This is a genomic window from Pseudomonas ulcerans (genome assembly GCF_036324125.1).
Lineage (GTDB): Bacteria > Pseudomonadota > Gammaproteobacteria > Pseudomonadales > Pseudomonadaceae > Aquipseudomonas > Aquipseudomonas ulcerans.
The window spans coordinates 66,941-86,645 of the sequence record NZ_JAZDQN010000014.1 but is presented as its reverse complement, the minus strand read 5'-3'; the positions used below and the strand labels follow the sequence as shown (position 1 = coordinate 86,645).

The 19,705-nt window shown below is 65.7% G+C and carries 18 protein-coding genes; 6 read left to right on the top strand and 12 right to left on the bottom strand.

Annotated elements, in window-relative coordinates:
- The first annotated feature begins 250 nt into the window (after nucleotides 1–250).
- Entirely contained in the window at nucleotides 251–1,633 is a 1,383-nt protein-coding gene (locus V0R59_RS15060) for an ATP-binding protein (protein WP_330075582.1), read from the top strand.
- On the opposite strand, the gene V0R59_RS15055 is transcribed toward V0R59_RS15060, so the two are convergent.
- Nucleotides 1,621–4,404, bottom strand: a complete 2,784-nt coding sequence (locus V0R59_RS15055) for an ATP-binding protein (RefSeq protein ID WP_330075583.1) — start codon at nucleotides 4,402–4,404, stop codon at nucleotides 1,621–1,623. The genes V0R59_RS15060 and V0R59_RS15055 overlap by 13 nt on opposite strands.
- A gap of 258 nt (nucleotides 4,405–4,662) precedes the next feature.
- On the opposite strand from V0R59_RS15055, the gene V0R59_RS15050 reads away from it, so the two are divergent.
- The 4 genes from V0R59_RS15050 (at nucleotide 4,663) to V0R59_RS15035 (ending at nucleotide 9,855) form a co-directional block, all read left to right on the top strand.
- Nucleotides 4,663–5,295, top strand: a complete 633-nt coding sequence (locus V0R59_RS15050; RefSeq protein ID WP_330075584.1) for an antibiotic biosynthesis monooxygenase — start codon at nucleotides 4,663–4,665, stop codon at nucleotides 5,293–5,295.
- Between the two features lie 112 nt (nucleotides 5,296–5,407).
- Entirely contained in the window at nucleotides 5,408–7,246 is a 1,839-nt protein-coding gene (locus V0R59_RS15045) for an amidohydrolase (protein ID WP_330075627.1), read from the top strand.
- Nucleotides 7,247–7,303: 57 nt separating this feature from the next.
- The gene (gene ycaC, locus V0R59_RS15040) at nucleotides 7,304–7,921 is read left to right on the top strand and encodes an isochorismate family cysteine hydrolase YcaC (RefSeq protein WP_316922906.1); all 618 of its coding nucleotides are present in this window, start codon (nucleotides 7,304–7,306) and stop codon (nucleotides 7,919–7,921) included.
- Nucleotides 7,922–8,277: 356 nt separating this feature from the next.
- On the top strand, nucleotides 8,278–9,855 hold the full coding sequence (locus V0R59_RS15035; RefSeq protein WP_330075585.1) for a hypothetical protein: 1,578 nt from the start codon (nucleotides 8,278–8,280) through the stop codon (nucleotides 9,853–9,855).
- 31 nt (nucleotides 9,856–9,886) lie between these two features.
- On the opposite strand, the gene V0R59_RS15030 is transcribed toward V0R59_RS15035, so the two are convergent.
- The gene (locus V0R59_RS15030) at nucleotides 9,887–10,906 is read right to left on the bottom strand and encodes an alpha/beta hydrolase (protein WP_330075586.1); all 1,020 of its coding nucleotides are present in this window, start codon (nucleotides 10,904–10,906) and stop codon (nucleotides 9,887–9,889) included.
- A gap of 169 nt (nucleotides 10,907–11,075) precedes the next feature.
- On the opposite strand from V0R59_RS15030, the gene V0R59_RS15025 reads away from it, so the two are divergent.
- Nucleotides 11,076–11,957: a LysR family transcriptional regulator gene (locus V0R59_RS15025; protein WP_330075587.1), complete on the top strand. Its 882-nt coding sequence runs from the start codon at nucleotides 11,076–11,078 to the stop codon at nucleotides 11,955–11,957.
- Here V0R59_RS15025 and V0R59_RS15020 read toward each other — a convergent pair.
- The 10 genes from V0R59_RS15020 to V0R59_RS14975 form a co-directional block, all read right to left on the bottom strand.
- Nucleotides 11,947–12,510: an NUDIX hydrolase gene (locus V0R59_RS15020; RefSeq protein WP_330075588.1), complete on the bottom strand. Its 564-nt coding sequence runs from the start codon at nucleotides 12,508–12,510 to the stop codon at nucleotides 11,947–11,949. The two genes, V0R59_RS15025 and V0R59_RS15020, sit on opposite strands and share 11 nt — an antisense overlap.
- Before the next feature lie 2 nt (nucleotides 12,511–12,512).
- On the bottom strand, nucleotides 12,513–13,265 hold the full coding sequence (locus V0R59_RS15015; protein WP_330075589.1) for a GntR family transcriptional regulator: 753 nt from the start codon (nucleotides 13,263–13,265) through the stop codon (nucleotides 12,513–12,515).
- 87 nt (nucleotides 13,266–13,352) lie between these two features.
- Nucleotides 13,353–13,742: a carboxymuconolactone decarboxylase family protein gene (locus tag V0R59_RS15010; protein WP_075804592.1), complete on the bottom strand. Its 390-nt coding sequence runs from the start codon at nucleotides 13,740–13,742 to the stop codon at nucleotides 13,353–13,355.
- Nucleotides 13,743–13,919: 177 nt separating this feature from the next.
- Nucleotides 13,920–14,405, bottom strand: coding sequence for a flavin reductase family protein (locus V0R59_RS15005; protein WP_330075590.1), 486 nt, complete (start codon nucleotides 14,403–14,405; stop codon nucleotides 13,920–13,922).
- A gap of 13 nt (nucleotides 14,406–14,418) precedes the next feature.
- Nucleotides 14,419–15,900 carry an aldehyde dehydrogenase gene (locus V0R59_RS15000; RefSeq protein ID WP_330075591.1) on the bottom strand — a complete coding sequence of 494 codons (1,482 nt, stop codon included), beginning with the start codon at nucleotides 15,898–15,900 and terminating at the stop codon, nucleotides 14,419–14,421.
- Nucleotides 15,897–16,730 (bottom strand): alpha/beta fold hydrolase, encoded by an 834-nt coding sequence (locus V0R59_RS14995; RefSeq protein ID WP_330075592.1) that lies wholly within the window; start codon nucleotides 16,728–16,730, stop codon nucleotides 15,897–15,899. Before V0R59_RS14995 ends, V0R59_RS15000 begins: the two co-directional genes overlap by 4 nt.
- A gap of 63 nt (nucleotides 16,731–16,793) precedes the next feature.
- Nucleotides 16,794–17,384: an amino acid synthesis family protein gene (locus V0R59_RS14990; RefSeq protein ID WP_042128965.1), complete on the bottom strand. Its 591-nt coding sequence runs from the start codon at nucleotides 17,382–17,384 to the stop codon at nucleotides 16,794–16,796.
- A 251-nt stretch (nucleotides 17,385–17,635) separates the two neighbouring features.
- A complete protein-coding gene (locus V0R59_RS14985; RefSeq protein ID WP_330075593.1) occupies nucleotides 17,636–17,875 on the bottom strand; it encodes a hypothetical protein in 240 nt (79 codons plus the stop codon).
- An 89-nt stretch (nucleotides 17,876–17,964) separates the two neighbouring features.
- Nucleotides 17,965–19,008 (bottom strand): LLM class flavin-dependent oxidoreductase, encoded by a 1,044-nt coding sequence (locus V0R59_RS14980; RefSeq protein ID WP_330075594.1) that lies wholly within the window; start codon nucleotides 19,006–19,008, stop codon nucleotides 17,965–17,967.
- Nucleotides 19,009–19,078: 70 nt separating this feature from the next.
- Nucleotides 19,079–19,564 carry a flavin reductase family protein gene (locus V0R59_RS14975; RefSeq protein WP_330075595.1) on the bottom strand — a complete coding sequence of 162 codons (486 nt, stop codon included), beginning with the start codon at nucleotides 19,562–19,564 and terminating at the stop codon, nucleotides 19,079–19,081.
- Nucleotides 19,565–19,705 lie beyond the last annotated feature (141 nt).

Here is a 19,705-nt window from a genome sequence, read left to right as displayed (position 1 = left end):
CCACTCAGCCTCCTGAAGGCCGGGGCAGATCAAGATCAAAATCCAAAGCCAAAGCCAAAGCCAAAGCCAAAGCCAAAGCCAAAGCCAGAGCCAGAGCAACAGCTGAGATAAGGCCATTGGATATCCATGTCTGGGTGGCGTCGGGGACGCACATACACTTGTGTCCGTCCCCGACACCCCTTTGTCCGGATAACGCCCCCCTCCACGGTTGTCCTGATACCCCAGCCTGCCAAGATGAATCCACGGATTCATGACGCAGGAGGTGGAAGGTTTGGGGGCGCTTGCCAGTATTTCGAACAGCGAGGCGGTGTTGCATTTTGGCCGCTTCGCGCTGCACGCCAACCAACGCCAGCTCCTCGCCGGCGACGAGCCGCTGCGTGTCGGCGGTCGGGCCCTGGATATCCTCCAGGTGCTGCTGGAACAACCCGGTAGCGTCGTCGACAAGCAAACCCTGATCGCCCGCACCTGGCCCGACAGCGTGGTCGAGGAAATCAACCTGCGGGTGCATATCGCCGCCCTGCGCCGGACCCTCGGCGATGGCTTCATCGACCATGTGCCAGGCCAGGGCTACCGCTTCGTCGCACCGGTGCGCCGTGAGGGGCAGGGAGCCGCACATAACCTTCCCTCCCGCCTGACCCGCCTGATCGGCCGTGACGATGAACTCAGCGTCCTCGGCAAGTTGCTGGCGCAGCGCCGCCTGGTGACCCTCGGCGGTCCGGTGGGCGTGGGCAAGAGCGCCCTGGCCCTGGAGGCGGCGCAAGCTCAGATGCAGCGCTGGCGCGATGGCGTCTGGCTGATCGATTTCGCCCAGGCGCAATGCCCGCGGGAAGCGGTGGCTACGCTGCTGCGCGAGAAGGGACTGGATCCGAGCGAGGACTGTCCCCTGGGCGGTCTGCCGGGTTATCTGCTGGAGCGCCACCTGCTGCTGGTGCTGGACCACTGCGAAGCAATGTCCCAGGGCAGCCGGCGCCTGGCCGAGGCGCTGCTGGCGCTGGCACCGGGGGTGACGATCCTGGCGGTGAGCCGCGAGCCGCTGCGTATTCGCGGCGAAACCCTGTTGTCGTTGCTGCCCCTGGCGGTGCCCCCCAGTAGCGACGGGCACAGCGTCGAGCAGTTCATGAGCTATGCCGCGGTGCGCCTGTTCGTCAGTTGCGCCCAGGCCCGCCAGGCGGATTTCTGCCTGCGTCCGCAGGACCTCAAGCCGCTCTGGGAAATCTGCCGACGCCTGGACGGCCTGCCGCTGGCCCTGGAGCTGGCGGCGGCGCAGATCGACGTGCTGGCCCTGGTGGGCCTGCATGCGCAACTCAACCAGGGTTTGCAGGTGCTCAATCGCGGCCGGCGCACGGCACAGGCCCGTCACCAGTCCTTGCGCGCGGCGCTGGACTGGAGCTTCCAGCAGTTGTCCGCCACCGAGCAGCAGGTGCTGCGCCGCCTGGCGCAACTGGGCCGGGCCTTCAGCCTGGAGCAGGCGGTGGCCCATGTCGCCGGCGCGGATATCGGCCCGCTGCGGGCGGTGCGGGCGGTAGAGCAACTGGCGGCCAAGTCGCTGCTGACGGTGCACGAGGCACCGTTGACCTACCGCGTGCTCAACAGCACCCGCTGGTATGTGCAGCAGGACGCTCAGACTGCGTAACGGCTCGGCGATGCCTCGCGGCCAGGCAGTTGCTCCAGCAGTTGCCTGGCCTGCAGCAGCTCGGGGGTGTCGAAGCCTTCACTGAAACGGGCATGCACCGGCGCCAGCAGTTGCCGCGCCGGCAGCGGTCGCCCGTCTTCCAGCCACAACTGTGCCAGGGCGCAGGCACTGCGCAGTTCCCAGACCAGCGCCTGTTGCTTGCGCGCGAGGCCCAGGGCCTTGAGCAGCAGCACCTCGGCGTCCTGCCGGTGGCTGTCCAGCAGTTGCGTGGCACGGGAGCAGAGCAGGGCGGCGCTGGCCCAGCCGGCGTGGCCACTGTGGGCGCGGGCCAGCCGGGCCGCGTCGACCCGCCCCGGGACCAGGGTCGCCAGCAGGTCGCCGATCAGCCCGCCAGCCGGTCTCGGCGCTGCCTCGGTGACGCCGAATGCCTCGGCGTAATGCCCGGCCCAGTCCTGGAACAGCCACAGCGCATGGCGCTCGGCGTAGTCACGGAGCAGGCCGACCCGTTGCCGGGCCAGGTCGCGCTCGCCGTTGTACCAGGGAATCACGCAGCCGCTCAGGGCCAGGGTGTAGCACACCGTGGTGCCGTGGTTGATCTGCAGGGCCAGGTCGAGGGCTTGATCGGCGGTGCGCGCGGCCTGTTCCACCAGGCCCTGGAGCCAGAGGACGCGCGCCAGCAGGGTCAGGGCGGCGACGCTCTGGTCGTACTGCACGCCGAAACCATGGGTGAAGCGGTTGAGGCGGCCGCTGTGGGCCATGCGCTGCAGGGCATCCTCGGCTTCGCGACGGGCCGCTTCCTGGTCGCCGGAAAAGTGCAGGCCGAGGCTGCGCAGGCGTTGCGCGCTCAAGGCCAGCAAGGGATCCTCCGCCGGCCCGTGACGGTCGAAGTCGCGGCTCAGTTGCAGGGCCTGCGGGTATTCGCCGCGGTACAGGTTGACCGCCATATGCCCGGAAATCGCCCGTAGCTGGCCGGGCAGGTCGCCATGTCGCTCGGCCAGTTCGCGGGCGCTGGCGAAGGCTTCCAGGGTCTGCGCGACGCCGCCCTGGCCGTGATAGCTGAAGGTGCCCATGGCCAGCTTGAGGTTGACGTGCAACTGCCAGCCGGGATGGGCTTCGCTGTCGAGACGGCGCAGCGCCTTGCGGATATGCCGGCCATGCTCCGCGAGAAGCGACATTTCCTGCCAGAGGGGCGCCGAGGCGGCCGTCAGATGCGCGCCGAGCAGGCCCGCGTCGCTGCTGGCGAAGGCCCATTCCAGGGCCGCGCGCAGATCGTCGAGGCAGCGTGCGTAACGCTCCAGCCACTGGCCGGTGCTGGTCTGCGCCCATTCCCGTTCGGCCTGATGCATGATCGCCAGCAGGCGCTCGGCGTGGCGCTTCTGCGCATCGGGCAACTCGCCGGCCTGTTGCAGCTTGCCCAGTGCGTAGCAACGGGTGGTGTCGAGCATGCGGTAGAAGACTTCCTCATCGCCGACATCGACATTCAGCAACGACTTGCTCACCAACTGGCTGACCGCGTCGAGCACGTCTGCCGGGGCCAGGCGTTCGCCGGCAGCCAGGGCCATTGCCGAATCGAGGCTGAAAGCCCCGCGGAACACGCTGAGGCGGCGCAGGCAGGTGCGCTCGCTGTCGGCAAGCAACTGGAAGCTCCAGTCGAGGGTGGCGCCGAGCAGGTGCTGGCGGCGTTCTTCGCTGGGCGGCGGCGCGAGGTGGCGGCGCAGGTCGTCGAGCAGGCCGTCGAGGCCGAGGCTGGCCAGTTGTGCCGCAGCCAGTTCCAGGGCCAGGGGAATGCCGTCGAGATAACGGCAGATGGCGGTCACCGTGGCCAGGTTGTCCGGGCCCAGCTCGAAGCTTTCCTGGCTGGCCATGGCCCGTTCGACGAACAGTTGTACCGCGCCATAGTCCAGGGCCAGTTGCGGGTCGGCCAGGCCTTCGGCAGGCGGGCATTCCAGGGCGTCCAGGCGCTGGAGGCATTCGCCCTCGGCGCGCAGACTTTCGCGGCTGGTGACCAGGATCTGCAGTTGCGGTGCGCAGCGCAGCAGGTGTTCGACCAGGGTGGCGACCGAGTCCACCAGGTGCTCGGCGTTGTCGATCACCAGCAGCAGGTGGCGCTCGCGCAGCCAGACGCAGAGGGCGTCCAGCGGTGCCTGGTCGGGCAGGGTCAGGCCGAGTACGCCGGCCAGGTTGCTGACGATGGTGGAAGGGCTGTTCAGCGGGCTGAGGTCGAGCAGGCGTACGCCGTCGCGGTAATGGCCGAGCAGTTGTTCGGCGACGCGCAGGGCCACGGTGGTCTTGCCGATCCCGCCGGGACCGGCGAGGGTCACCAGGCGCTGGCAGGTCAGTTGCCCGAGCAACTGGTTGACCAGCATCTGCCGGCCGATCAGGCGGGTGCGGCGCAGCGGCAGGTTGTGCTGCGCTTCACCGCGTGCCGGGGCCGGGGATTCGCCGGCCTGCAGCAGCGGGGCGACGAAGCTGTAGCCGCGCTGGGCGACGGTGACGATGAAGCGCTGGCCGTTCTGGCCATCGCCGAGTGCCTTGCGCAGGGCGGCGATATGCACCCGCAGGCTGATTTCCTCGACCACCGTGTCGGGCCAGACCCGGGCCATCAGTTGCGCCTTGCCGACCACCTCGCCGGGGCGCTCCAGCAGCACCAGGAGAATGTCCATGGCGCGCCGGCCCAGGCGCAGGGGGCGGTCGTTCTCGGCGATCAGGCGCTGGCCGGGGAAGACCCGGTAGGGGCCGAACTGCACGGCCTGTTCACGGTTACGGCTCACATCTGGCTCCTGACCCTGTTCCGACTATCGGCAGAGGCCCAGCAAGGGCTCTGGCCTGTGGTTTTCGCGCATGGTGGCAGGTTTGTGCGGTAACGCAACGCCTGCGCTGCTGATGGTTGTCATCCGGGCCGTCTACGCTTGTGCCTCCCGAGGAAAGACATTACGTCGCCAGGGGGAATAATTAACAACGATTAACTCGTGCATCACCCGCTTCACGCCCAAGAATTCACTGGATTCAGCGCTAACGGGGAACATCGCATGATCGAATCATCCACGCCGCGGCCACTGGCAGGCCAGGCCGGCGCGACCAGTGGCGAGGTGGTGACCCTGGTGGTGCGCCACCGCATCAAGGCCGGCTTCGAAGTCGACTACGAAACCTGGCTGCGTCGCACCGTCAGTGCCGCCGCGCAGCGCCCCGGCCATCTCGGTGTCGACGTGATGCGCGGCCACGAAGGCGGCCTGCACACCTTCACCAGCGTCCTGCGCTACAGCTCGGTGGACGCCCTGCAAGCCTGGCTGGACTCCGACGAGCGCAGGCAATTGGTGGGCCAGGCCGAGTCGATGCTGGCCGATGGCGACCAGGTCGAGTTGCACCCTTTCAAGGAGTTCTGGTTCACCCCGCCGAACGACGCCGACGCCGGGCCGCCACCGCGCTGGAAACAGGCGGTGGTCACGCTGCTGGTGATCCTGCCCCACACCCTGCTGGTGCCGATGTTGTGGCAGCCGTTGTTCAAGCTGGTGCCGTGGCTGTCCGGCTACTTCGCCGCCACCTTGCTGATCACCCTGACCATCGTCCTGTCGGTGGTCTATGTCTGCATGCCGGCGGCCAGCCGCCTGTTCGCCCCCTGGCTGCAGCCCACCCCGGAGGCCGGCCATGACCGACAAGGATGATCGTACCGATCCCACCCGCCGCCACCTGCTGGCGGGCTCCCTGCTGACGGCTGCCGCGGCGCTGCTGCCACGGCTGGCCTTCTCTTCACCGACACCAGACCAAGGACCTGCGATGAACGCCGATCTGATTCTGTTCAATGGCCGCTTCCACACCGTGGACCGCGAAAACCCGGAGGCCACCGCGGTGGCCATCAAGGACGGGCGCTTCCTCGCCGTTGGCAGCGATGCCCAGGCCATGGCCACCCGCGGCAGCGCCACCCAGGTCATCGACCTCAAGGGCCGCTGCGCCATTCCCGGCCTCAACGACTCGCACCTGCACCTGATCCGTGGCGGCCTCAACTACAACCTGGAACTGCGCTGGGAAGGCGTGCCGTCGCTGGCCGATGCCCTGCGCATGCTCAAGGACCAGGCGGCGCGCACGCCGACCCCGCAGTGGGTGCGGGTGGTGGGTGGCTGGAACGAATTCCAGTTCGCCGAAAAGCGCATGCCGACCCTGGACGAGCTCAACCAGGCGGCGCCGGACACCCCGGTGTTCGTCCTTCACCTGTACGACCGCGCGCTGCTCAACCGCGCCGCACTGCGGGTGGCCGGCTACACCAAGGACACGCCGAACCCGCCGGGCGGCGAGATCGTCCGTGACTCCCGTGGCGAGCCCACCGGCATGCTGGTGGCGCGGCCGAACGCGATGATCCTCTACTCGACCCTGGCCAAGGGGCCGAAGCTGCCGCTGGAGTACCAGGTCAACTCGACCCGCCAGTTCATGCGCGAGCTCAACCGTCTCGGCCTGACCAGCGCCATCGATGCCGGCGGTGGTTTCCAGAACTACCCGGACGACTACGAGGTGATCGAGCAACTGGCCAGGGAAGACCAGCTGACGGTGCGCATCGCCTACAACCTGTTCACCCAGAAGCCCAAGGAAGAGCTGGCCGACTTCAAGAACTGGACCAGCAGCGTCAAGCTGCACCAGGGCGACGACATGCTGCGCCACAACGGCGCCGGCGAGATGCTGGTGTTCTCCGCCGCCGACTTCGAGGACTTCCTCGAACCGCGCCCGGACCTGGCGCCTTCCATGGAGCAGGACCTGGAACCGGTGGTGCGCCACCTGGTGGAGCAGCGCTGGCCGTTCCGCCTGCACGCCACCTATGACGAATCCATCAGCCGCATGCTCGATGTGTTCGAGAAAGTGAACCGCGATATCCCGTTCAACGGCCTGCCGTGGTTCTTCGACCACGCCGAGACCATCACCCCGCGCAATATCGAGCGTGTCCGTGCCCTCGGTGGTGGTATCGCCATCCAGGACCGCATGGCCTTCCAGGGCGAGTACTTCGTCGAGCGCTACGGCGCCAAGGCCGCTGAGGCCACGCCGCCGATCAAGCGCATGCTCGCCGAAGGCGTGCCGGTGGGCGCCGGTACCGACGCCACGCGGGTGTCGAGCTACAACCCGTGGACCTCGCTGTACTGGATGGTCAGCGGCCGCACCGTCGGCGGCCTGGCCCTGCACCAGGAAGGCCTGCCGCGCTCCACTGCCCTTGAACTGTTCACCCACGGCAGCGCCTGGTTCTCCTCGGACCAGGGCAAGAAGGGTCAGGTCAAGGTCGGCCAGCTGGCCGACGTGGCAGTGCTCAGCGCCGACTTCTTCAGCGTCGAGGAAGAAGCCATCAAGTGGATCGAGTCGGTCCTGACCGTGGTCGGTGGCAAGGTGGTCTATGGCGCCGGCGACTTCGGTCCGCTGGGTCCGAAGGACATTCCGGTGCTGCCGGACTGGTCGCCGGTGGCCAAGGTTCCGGGGCACTGGCGCCCGACCTCGCCGATGGTCGCCCAGGTGCACCAGTGCAGCGGCCCTTGCGCGGTGCACTCCCACAGCCATGAGCGGGCGCGCCTGTCCAATGTCCCGGTCAGCGACTTCCAGGGTTTCTGGGGCGCCTTCGGCTGCTCCTGCTTCGCCTTCTGAGTTCCACCCCGGCGCGGGCAGGGGCCCGCGCCTCCTTCAATGCAGAGGAGTCATGAGATGAGCAACGACTACAAGCGCCTGAACAAAGACGATGCCGTGGTGTTGCTGGTGGATCACCAGACCGGTCTGATTTCCCTGGTGCAGGATTTCTCGCCGAACGAGTTCAAGAACAACGTCCTGGCCCTGGGTGACCTGGCCAAGTTCTTCGGCCTGCCGACCATTCTCACTACCAGCTTCGAACAAGGCCCGAACGGCCCGCTGGTGCCGGAGCTGAAGGAACAGTTCCCGGACGCGCCGTACATCGCCCGTCCTGGCCAGATCAATGCCTGGGACAACGCTGACTTCGTCCAGGCGATCAAGGACACCGGGCGCAAGCAACTGATCATCGCGGGCGTGGTGACCGACGTGTGCGTGGCGTTCCCCACCCTGTCGGCGCTGGCTGAAGGCTATGACGTGTTCGTCGTCACCGACGCTTCCGGCACCTTCAACGAGACCGTGCAACAGGCGGCGTGGGCGCGCATGAGCGCGGCCGGCGCACAACTGATGAACTGGTTCGCCGTGGCCTGCGAGCTGCACCGCGACTGGCGCAACGATATCGAAGGCCTGGGCAACCTGCTGTCCCAGCGCCTGCCGAACTATCGCAACCTGATGAACAGCTATGCAGCGCTGAAGTAAGGCGCGATCCTGCGGTTTACTCATCGCTTCAAGCGAGCTCTCATAGGACACCGCCTAACTCGTTGATTCACTGGAGACTTGTGGGAGCGGGTTCACCCGCGATTACGATGGTGGTATCACCGACCCTATCGCGGGTGAACCCGCTCCCACAGGATTGGACCTGTTCTCTGCGCGACAGCGCAGCCAGAAGGGCTGGGCGGTCTCCCACAGGGTCCGCAATGCATGCGGTACTTGTGGGGGCCGGCGTCCTTCAGGTTGATGGCAAAACGCTATTTCCCCTGTCATCCCATCTCCCTACAATCGGATGCTCATGCAGCCGGCTGGGTGGTCCAGCCGTTTCAGGGAGAAATGTCTCGATGATCAATTCACCGCTTCAGTTCGGTATCTCCATTTCCGCTCGCATGCTGGCCGAGGAAACCGGCCTGGCGTCGATACCCGGTGCGATGATCGAGGTCTGGAACGCCTTGTACTGGGATCACCAGGCCCCCGGCGAATTCCAGGCTTTCCACGGCATCCTGGAGGACCATCTCGAACCCCTGCAGCAAGCACGTGCGCGCATCGCCCGGATCGACCGGCAGGTCGCGCTCTATCGGCTGAACCTGGATCAATACCAGGTCGCCCCGGCTCTCACCGGGCTGGAAAACCTCTACCGCGACTACATGCAGGCCCTGGACTGGTTTGTCCTCTGTCTCCATGAAAAGGCTGCGGGCAGCCTGCGAGGCGAGGAGGACCGGAAGGCGGCCCTGAATCGCCTGACCGACCTGGGCTGGCGCGTCGCCCAGGAAGTGGGGCCCAACCTGCAGAGTCTGCAGCGCCTGCTCAGCACCGCCTATGCCCCGTACTTCCTGCGGCCGTTCAGCGAGGACCTGAAGCAGCGCGACTTCGTCTCGTTCTTCTACCTCAGCAAGTACTGCTACGCGCGCTTCTTCCTGGCCCAGGTGAAGGCGTACCTGTTGCTGCACCTGGTGCATGTCGATAACCGTTTGCCCTTCCAGATCACGAATGAAACCAAGGATTTCGAAACCCTGCTGGGCCGCCAGGAGAAGGAGATGACCTACTGGCTGGCGCCGCAGGTCCTGGCGCTGGTGCAGGAACTGGCGCTGGAGCCCCAGGACGTGCACGGCGCGGCGGCGGTATCGTTCCGTTCCGGGCTGGGCGACCATGGCCTGAGCTTCGGCGACGATGGTGGCGTGCATTTGTCCGGACGGGTTCAGGAATGGCGCCTGGAGCCCATCGAGTCAATGGCGTTCAACCCGTACATCGACCAGCGTTTCCGCATCCGGCACGCGGTCTCGGGCAAGATTCTCCAGCTCGGCGGCCCGACCGGGGCCATGGGCGTCACCGACTACAAGCAGGCCAAGGGCGGCTGGAAGATCAGCTGGAGCGATGCCCACAAGGTGTTCAACCTGCAATTCAAGGGCGCGGCCGATGACATCAACCACGACATGCGCCTGGTCTCCCGGGTCGGTCCGAACCACGCCAGCACCGAGGTGCGCCTGGATGGCAAGCGGGTCAATCATCCCTATGAATTCGAACAGCAGTTCTACCTGGAGCCTTACAACCAACCGTTCGCCGAGCGTGAGCGGCTGTTGGTGGGCGAGCACCTGACCCCGGGCGGCTACCTGACCTCGGATACGGGTGCCTACACCCTGCATTTCCGTCACAACGGTGCGGTGGAGGTGGTCAAGGCCCGCGATGGCAAGGTGGTGTGGTCGGCAGGGGGAGGGCACCCGGCGCGGCCGGTGCGCTTGATGTTGCAGCCGGATGGCAACCTGGTCGCCTATGACATCCATGGGTCGCCGTACTGGGCCTCGGGCAAGTACTTCAAGGACCAGCAGGCGCTGTACAAGCGCTCCGAGCTGCGGGTGCGCAAGGACGGGCGGGTGGAGATCCGAGTGCCGGGGCAGGAGATTTTCTGGATTACGCCGCAATAGAAGAGGGGGCCGCAAGGCGGCCCCGGAGATATCACTGAAGATGGGCTTTCAACTCGACCGCCGCCTGGCGCATCGCTGCCTGCACCGCCGGTACCTTGGCCAGCGGGTTGAGCAGGCCGTAGTCGTGGATCATGCCGTTGTAGCGCACCGCGGTCACGGTCACGCCGGCGGCGTCGAGGTGGCGGGCATAGGCTTCGCCTTCGTCACGCAGCACGTCGAACTCGGCGGTCTGCACCAGTGCTGGCGGCAGGCCCTTGAGCTGTTCGGCGCTGGCGCGCAGCGGCGAGGCGTGGATCTGCGCACGGGCGCCCTGGTCGGTGGTGTAGCTGTCCCAGAACCATTTCATCATCCCGGTGGTGAGGAAGTGGCCCTCGACGAACTGTTTGTACGAACCGGTCTCGAAGCTGGCGTCGGTCACCGGCCAGAGCAGCAACTGGAAGCGCAGGGCCGGGGTTTTCTTCTCCTTGGCCATCAGCGCGACCACCGCTGCCATGTTGCCGCCGACGCTGTTGCCGGCCACGGCCAGGCGCTTGCTGTCGACGCCGATCTCCTTGCCGTGCTCGGCGACCCACTGGGTGGCGGCGTAGGCCTGGTTGATCGCGGTGGGGTAATGGGCTTCCGGCGACGGTGTGTAGTCGACGTAGACCGCGACCGCTCCGGAGCCGACCACCAGGTCGCGGATCAGGCGCTGGTGGGTCGGGAAGTCGCCGAGGACCCAGCCACCCCCGTGGAAGAACATGAACACCGGCAACTCACCGGCGACCTTGGCCGGACGCACGATCTTCAGGGTCACCTTGTCCTGGCCGACGCTGATGACCTTCTCGCTGACCTCGATGCCGGAGAGGTCGACCTGGACCGAGGACTGGGCGCCGGTGAGGACCGCGCGGGCATCTTTCGGCGAGAGCTGTTCCAGCGGTTTGCCGCCGCCTTTTTCCAAGGCTTCGAGGAACGCCTGGGTGGTGTGCTCGACACCCGGGCTGCCAGCGGCGAAGGCATTGCCGACGGAGAGGGCGAGGAGGGTGGCGGCGAGGGTCTTGTTCAGGGTGTTCATGTGCAGATTCCTTATCGGGCAAGGCGGAGTTGGACAGTCTGGTTGGCTTGGTTCTTTCGGCCAGCGCCGCCGGTCGTTCGGCTTCGCTGTAACGTGGGCACAGATTATTCAGTTGCCCTGATGTGAAAAAGCGGCTATCAAGCGTTTGACTGTCTACCAGAGAGTGACAATGAACCCGTTCGAAGACATGCGTATCTTTTCCCAGGTCATGGAGTCCGGCAGCTTTACCGCTGCCGCCGACAAGCTGGGCCTGTCCAAGCAATTCGTCAGCCGCCGGCTGATGGCCCTCGAAGAGCGTCTGGGGGTGCGCCTGCTCAACCGCTCGACCCGCCGTCTCGACCCCACGCCCCTGGGCCAGAGCTATTACGAATCGTCCCTGCGCCTGCTCAACGAGGTCGAGCAGGTGGAGCAGGGCATCGCCGGGCAGACCAGCGAGCCCCGCGGCACCGTGCGGGTCAGCGCACCGCTGTCGTTCGCCGTGGCACACCTGGGCTGCCTGCTGCCGGAGTTTCTCCAGCGTTATCCGCAGGTCAGCGTCGAGGTGGACCTGAGCGACCGTTCGGTGGACCTGCTCGGCGAGGGCTACGACCTGGCGCTGCGCATCGGCGTGCTGGAAGACTCGACCCTGATCGCCCGGCGCCTGGCGGCCATCGACCGGGTCTACTGCGCCAGCCCCGATTACCTGGCGCGCAAGGGCACGCCATTACGCCCGGACGAGCTCACCGCCCACGACTGCCTGCCCTACGGTCATGGCCGCCAGGTGCAGTGGCGTTTCCTTGAACAAGGCAAGCTGCGGGTGGTGACCGTCTGCGGACGCATGCGGGCGAACAACGGCGAGTTGCTGCGCGATGCGGCGATCAAGGGGATGGGGATTACCTACCTGCCGACCTTCATCGTCGGCGAGGCTTTGGCGGCGGGACAACTGGTGCCGGTCCTGCAGGATTTCGTCACCGAGCCGCTGCAGCTCTCGGCGGTCTACCCGCAACACCGGCAGAGTGCCCGGCCGGTGCAGGCGCTGATCGAGTTCATGCGCGAGCGCCTCAGCGCATGAAGTGCACCTTGCCGCTGTCGTCGTTGCCCATGTAGATGCCATAGACCCCGGCCTGGCGTTCCTCGATGTAGCGTTCGAGGATCTGCCGGATCGCCGGGTAGTAGATGGACTCCCAGGGGATCTCGTCGGGGGCGAAGAAGCGGCAGTCCATGGTCTCCGGACCGTACTGGCCGGTGATTTCCACGGCCACGGCGCGGAAGATGATGTACACCTCGCTGATCTTCGGCACGCTGAAGATCGAGTAGGGCGAGACGATGTCGGCGCGTACCCCGGTTTCTTCCCAGACTTCGCGCAGGGCGGCCTGCTCGGTGGTTTCCCCGGCCTCCATGAAGCCTGCCGGCAGGGTCCAGGTGCCCGGGCGCGGCGGGATGGCGCGCTGGCACAAAAGGTACTTGCCGTCGCGCTCGATGATGCAGCCGGCGATGATCTTCGGATTAACGTAGTGGATATACCCGCAACCGCCGCACATCAGGCGGTCGTGGGTGTCGCCGTCCGGCCGTCCCTGGTGCAGCGCGGCGGAGCATTGCGGGCAGAAACGCGGGACGGCGGGCATGATCAGCGACCTATGCGGGGTTCTTTGATGGCGATGGGGGTGGCGATTTCACGGATCTTGCCGGCGTCTTCCTGCTTGGAACGCAGGTAGTCCAGGGCCACCTTGGCGGCGGCGCGGACGTGGTCCACCGAGGCCTGGTGCGCGGCCAGCGGGTCGCCGCTCTTGATTGCCTCGACGATCTTTTCCATTTCCCGGTTGCTGGCGCCACGGCGGTTTTCCTGGGATACCGAGGTGGCCCGCAGGTAGCTGATGCGCGCCTGCAACTGGCGCAGCTGGGTGGCGGCAACGTGGTTGCCGGAACCTTCCAGGAGCACGTCGTAGAAGCCTTGCACCGACTCCAGTACCTGTTGCAGCTCGCCGTCGGTGAGGGCGTTGCGGTTCTCTTCCAGGGCCTTTTCCAGGGCGCGGATGTCCTTGGCCTTGGCATTGAGGGTGAACAGCTGGACGATCAGGCCTTCGAGCACGCAGCGCAGCTCGTAGATGTCACGGGCGTCTTCCAGGGTGATGATGGCCACGCGCGGACCCTTGGCATCGGCGAATTCCACCAGGCCTTCGGATTCCAGGTGGCGCAGGGCTTCGCGGACGGAGGTGCGGCTGACGCCGAGGCGGTCGCAGAGATCGCGTTCTACCAGGCGGTCGCCCGGCAGGAGGTGGAAATTCATGATCGCGCTGCGCAGTTTGTCGAGCACGATTTCGCGCAGGGTAACGGGGTTGCGGTTGACCTTGAAGCTGTCGTCGAGTGGCTGGCGTTTCATCGTCTGCGCTCTGAAATTGGCTGTTGCCAGCGACAACGGAGCCCGTGGTGGCGGGTGCTCCCTGCGGTGGTTTCGAACAGCCAGTATTTAACTGGTTGACTCCGAGTCGGCTTCGGCGAAGGCTTCGCGGGCCAGGCGGAAGCTGTCCACGGCCGCGGGAACACCGCAATAGATACCGACCTGGAGGAGGATCTCGCGTATTTGTTCACGACTCAGTCCGTTGCGCAAGGCGCCGCGGATGTGCAACTTGAGCTCGTGTGGCCGGTTCAACGCGGAAATCATTGCCAAGTTTATCATGCTGCGTTCTTTCAGCGACAAACCGTCTCGGCCCCAGACGTGGCCCCAGCAGTATTCGGTGACCAGTTCCTGCAGCGGTTTGGTGAAGTCGTCGGCGTTCTGGATGGAACGGTTGACGTAGTCTTCGCCGAGCACCTGGGTGCGGATGGCGAGGCCTTTTTCGTATTTTTCGTTGCTCATGCTCGGGTTCCTGCATGGGGGAAGAAAAACGGGGCGCCGCAAACCGAAGGTGAGCGATTGCGCGCGGCGCCCCTGAAAGCTTGGGTGGTCTTGAGGGCCCTATCGCGGGTGAACCCGCTCCCACAGAGACCGCATAACCCTGTGGGAGCGGGTTTACCCGCGATGAGGCCCGCAAGGTCAACCCAGGTTCGGCAGGGCGCCCAGCTTGCCCTTGTGGTAGATCATCGGCGTCACCGGCTGCTCGGGGAGGATCAGGTTCTTCACCTCGCCGACGATGATGGCGTGGTCGCCACCGTCGTACTCGCGCCACAGCTCGCACTCGATCACCGCCGTGGCGTTGGCCAGCACCGGGTTGCCCAGCTCGCTCAAGTGCCAGTCGATGCCCTTGGCCTTGTCCTTGCCTTTCCCGGCGAAGGCATAGGCTTCGGCGGTCTGGCCGGCGGCCAGCAGGTGGATGGCGAAGCGCTTGCTGTCGCGCAGGATCGGGTAGGTGTCGGAGGCGTAGTTGGGGCAGAACAGCACCAGCGCCGGTTCGATCGACAGCGCGCTGAAGGCGCTGGCGGTGATGCCGACGATGCCGCCCTCGGCATCCAGCGTGGTGACGATGGTCACGCCGGACGGGAAGGAGCCCATCACGTCTTTGTAGATGCCGGGTTCGATCATGTCAGTTCACCTGTCAACGCATCACGAAGGGGTCGGGCATGGGCGCGGTGGAGAGGTTGATCCACACCGTCTTCAGTTCCGTGTAGGCCAGCACCGAGTCGATACCGCTTTCGCGGCCATAACCACTGTTCTTGAAGCCGCCGATCGGCGCCATTGCCGACACCGCGCGGTAGGTGTTGACCCAGATGATCCCCGAACGCACGTCGCGGGCCAGGCGGTGGGCACGGCCCAGGTCGCGGGTCCAGATGCCGGCGGCAAGGCCGAACTGCGAGTCGTTGGCGATGGCCAGGGCTTCTTCCTCGGTCTTGAAGCGGATCACCGCGGCGACCGGACCGAACACCTCTTCCTGCATGATCTTCATCGAGTTGCTGTCGCACTCGAACAGGGTCGGCTCGTAGAACCAGCCGTCACCCTCGACCTCGGCACGCTTGCCACCCATGCGCAGGCGCGCACCCTCGGCATTGGCGGCTGCCACCAGTCCTTCGACCACGGCCAGTTGCTGGGCGGTGGCCATGGGGCCCATCTCGCTGGTCTCGTCCTGCGGGTTGCCGATGCGGATGCGTTTGGCGCGCTCGATCAGGCGTTCGACGAATTCGTCGAAGATCTCGTCCTGCACCAGCAGGCGCGAGCCGGCCACGCAGCTTTGTCCGGAGGCAGCATAGATGCCGGCCACGGCGCCGTTGATGGCGCTGTCCAGGTCGGCGTCGGCGAAGATGATGTTCGGCGACTTGCCACCCAGTTCCAGGGACAGCTTGGCGAAGTTCTCGGCGCTGCTGCGCACCACGTGGCGGGCGGTGGCGGCGCCGCCGGTGAAGGCGATCTTACGCACCAGCGGGTGGCGGGTCAGCGCCGCGCCGGTGCTCGGGCCGTAGCCGGTGACGACGTTGACCACGCCCGCCGGGAAGCCGGCTTCGAGGGCCAGGCGCGCCAGTTCGAGGATGGTCGCCGAGGCGTGCTCCGACGGCTTGATGACGATGGTGTTGCCGGCGGCCAGGGCCGGCGCCAGCTTGATCGCGGTCAGGTACAGCGGGCTGTTCCACGGGATGATCGCGGCTACCACGCCGATCGGCTCGTGCACGGTGTAGGCGAACAGGTCCGGCTTGTCGAGGGGCAGGGTGCCGCCTTCGAGCTTGTCGGCCAGGCCTGCGGTGTAGTGGAAGAACTCCGGCAGGTAGCCGACCTGGCCGCGGGTTTCGCGGATCAGCTTGCCGTTGTCGCGGCTTTCCAGCTGAGCCAGGCGCTCCTTGTTTTCGGCGATCAGGTCGCCGAGGCGGCGCAGCAGCTTGCCCCGGGCGGTGGCGGTGAGGCCGCGCCAGGCCTTGCTGTCGAAGGCTTTCTGCGCGGCCTGTACGGCGATTTCGACGTCGGTTTCATCGGCGTCGGGCAGTTGCGCCCAGGCTTGCGCGGTGGCCGGGTCGAGGCTGTCGAAGGTCTTGCCGTTGTGGGCATCGAGCCATTGGCCGTCGATGCACATCTGGAAGCGAGTGAGCGTCATGCAACGATCCCCTTGGCTGAATCGGAGAGGGTTCGGGCGTGCCCGAGGAAGTCCAGCAGCATCTGGTTGACCAGGCGCGGCGACTCTACCGGCATCATATGCCGCTGTTCGGCGAGGACCACGCTCTGCGCGCCGGGAATCCGTGCGGCGAGTTCACGGGTCATGGTCGGCGTCGAGCCGAGGTCGTGCTCGCCGGTGGCGATCAGGGTCGGTACCTGGATGCTGCCGAGGTCGCCTTCGCGGTACATGTCCTGGGTGGCGAACAGCTCGTAGGTGGTCAGGTAGCCTTGCGGGTCGTTGCCGGCCAGGGTCTGGCGGATGGCCGCTACCTGGGCCGGGTTGGCCGCCTGGTATTCGCGGCTGAACCAGCGCGCCAGGGCCGCTTCGGCATTGGCGTCGGGGCCGTGTTCGGCGGCCTGGGCGGCGCGGGCGATGACCCCGGCGCTCTGTTCCGGGCTGCGGTTGAACACGCTGTTGAGCACCACCAGCGCGGACAGGCGCTGCGGGTGGTGCAGGGCGAAAGCGCGGGCGACCAGGCCGCCCATGGAGAAACCGATCACCGTCGCTTGGGGAATCTTCAGGTGGTCGAGCAGTTCGACCAGCTGCGCGGCGTAGCCTTGCAGGTCGGTACCGGCCTCGGGGCGCGGGCTCTGGCCGTGGCCGAGCATGTCGTAGGCGATGACCTGGTAATCGCTGGCGAGGCCGACGAACTGTCCGCCCCACATTTCTTTGTTGAGGCCGACGCCGTGGATCAGCACGACGGGGTGGCCCTGGCCGGTGGCGATATAGCTGGTGCCGGCGGGTGTACGTTCAGCGACAGGCTGAATCATGGTGGGGCGCTCCTTCAGAGTCGGGCGTGGTGCGACCCACGCCCCGGCCCGGTGGAATTGTTGTTATTGGTTTTTTTCCGCTGCCAGCTCTTCCAGGTCGATGTAGCGGTTGCCGATGCGCGGGTGCAGGCGGCCGCCGTCGGCAGCGCCGAGGACCACGACGATCTCGTCGGCACGCGGGGCGTCTTCGATCTGCATTTCCAGGGTGATGTAGTGCGAGCGCAGGCCTTCGTCGTCCTTCTGCATCATCGGGATCTGGATCGAGGTGCCCGGGCCGCCGCGCTTGTTGGTGAAGCTCAGGTAGCTCTTGGCCTGGACGGCTTCACGGTAGTGGTTGCCAAAGCGCAGGGTGTGGATCACCGCCGAAGCGTGCTCGATCTCGCCGTCGGCACCGACCACCGCCGCCTTGCCATAGGCCTCGATCTTGTCCGCACCACCGATGGCTGCGGTCAGCCGTTCGACCATCAGTGCGCCGAGGTCGGAGCAGTTGGCACGGATTTCCGGCTTCAGGTCTTCGACGAAACCACGACCGGCCCACGGGTTCTTGATCACCACGGCCAGGCCGACCATGGTCACCGGCTTGTCGGTGGCCTTGCCGCCTTCGATGCGGGTCTCTTCGGAGTAGGTGACGATCTTGCGGATTTCGAAACTCATGGGGCGGGCTCCTGGGGAGTGTGTTTAGGTCTTGTTGTCTGATGGTATACCATAATATTTGATGTGCAAGAGGGGAGCGAAAATTTCTCTGGGGGAGGGGATAAGTGGTTGTGGCGGGAATGTGCAGGAGGGGCGAGCGGTGATCGTGTGGGAGCGGGTTTACCCGCGATTACGCCGGTGATTTCACTACCGCAATCGCGGCGGTCCGGCGTTCCGGTGAACCCGCTCCCACAGGGTGGGTGGTGCAGCGTCTAGTGGTGTTTGTCCAGTTGCTGATCCACCAGCCATCTGCCATGGGCCAGCGAGGCATGCTGGGCATTGTCCAGATCAGAGAGGTACATCATCGATACCGGCAACGGCAGGCGTCGGCTGGTATGGCCCTGGGGATCGGTGATCAGGCAGCCCCCGGCGTAGGGGGTGGGAATGCCGGGATGGGTTTCGACGCTGGCGGTGATGATGTGGTTGCGGTGCACGCATTCAAGGGTTTTCATCGTCCTGACCTCGCTGCGGAAAAATCGGAAGTCTCCTACCGATATACCACAGCGTCGGACCGGGGTTCCCCGGCCCGACGAACGTGCCCTCAGCGGAAGGCCGGTACCACTTCGTTGATGAACAGCTCCAGCGACTTGCGCTTCTCTTCGTGCGGCAGGCTGTTGTCGCACCAGAAGCTGAACTCGTCGACGCCCAGTTCCTGGTAGTAGCGGATGCGCTCGATGACGTCCTTCGGCGTACCGATCATCGCGGTCTTGTGCAGGCTTTCCAGGCCGAATTCCGGACGCTCGGCGAACTTCGCCTCGGGGCTCGGCGGCAGGAAACCGTTTTCCGGGGTCTGCTTGTTGCCGAACCAGGCGTCGAAGGTGCGGTAGAAGCGGTTGATCGCCTGGGCACCGATCTTCCAGCCTTCAGGATCGTTCTCGGCATGCACGTGGGTGTGACGCAGCACCATCAGTTGCGGACGCGGCACGCCCGGGTTGTTGGCCAGGGCGGCCTCGAACTTGTTCTTCAGGTCGACCACTTCCTCGTCGCCTTTCATCAGCGGCGTGACCATGACGTTGCAGCCATTGGCGACGGCGAAGTTGTGCGAGTCCGGGTCACGGGCAGCAATCCACATCGGCGGCATCGGTTTCTGTACCGGCTTGGGCACCGAGGTGGAGGTGGGGAATTTCCAGATCGCGCCATCGTGGGCGTAGTCGCCCTGCCACAGGGCGCGCACCGCCGGGACCATCTCGCGCAGGGCGGCACCGCCCTCGGAGGCCGGCATGCCGTTGGCCATGCGGTCGAATTCGAACTGGTAGGCACCGCGGGCCAGGCCCACTTCCATCCGGCCGTTGCTGATCACGTCGAGCAGGGCGCATTCGCCGGCGACGCGGATCGGGTGCCAGAACGGCGCGATGATGGTGCCGGCGCCGAGGTGGATGGTCTCGGTGCGCGCGGCCAGGTAGGCCAGCAGCGGCATGGGGCTTGGCGAGATGGTGTATTCCATGGCGTGGTGTTCGCCGATCCACACGGTGCTGAAGCCGCCTTTCTCGGCCATCAGGGTCAGCTCGGTCAGGTCTTCGAACAGCTGTCGGTGGCTGACCTGTTCATCCCAGCGTTCCATGTGCACGAACAACGAAAATTTCATGAGGCGTTTCCTCGGCTCTTGTTATCGATCACCCGTCGGATCAGGCGGGCGCATTGAGAAGAATAGGGGCTCAGGCGAAAGCCGGCAGGCTGGCCATCTTGCCGCGGCAGTAGACCAGCGGACTCGGCGCCTGCTCGGGAACGATGAGGTTCTTCACCGCGCCGACCATGATCGCGTGGTCGCCACCTTCATATTCGCGCCACAGCTCGCACTCGATGATCGCCGTGGCGTTGGCCAGCAGCGGGTTGCCCAGCGCGCTCAGGGTCCACTCGATGCCCTGGGCCTTGTCCTTGCCCTTTTTCGCGAAGGCGTAGGCCTCGGCCTGTTGCTGGCCGGAGAGCAGGTGGATGGCGAAGCGCTTGTTCTTGATCAGTACCGGGTAGGAGTCGGAACTGTAGTTGGGGCAGAACAGCACCAGCGGCGGCTCCATGGACAGGGAGCTGAAGGCGCTGGCGGTCAGACCGACGATCTGGCCGTCGTCGTCCAGGGTGGTGATGACAGTGACGCCGGACGGGAAGGAGCCCAGAACGTTCTTGTAGACGGTTGCGTCGATCATGGCGTGGTCCTCGGGAAACAGCGGTGGTCCGCGTTTTTATCGTTGATGTGTCTGATGGTATACCGTAATACCTAATTTGCAAGGGGAATTTTCCGGCCCTGACGAACGCGTTGATCCAGGTCAATGCCCAATGAATACGGG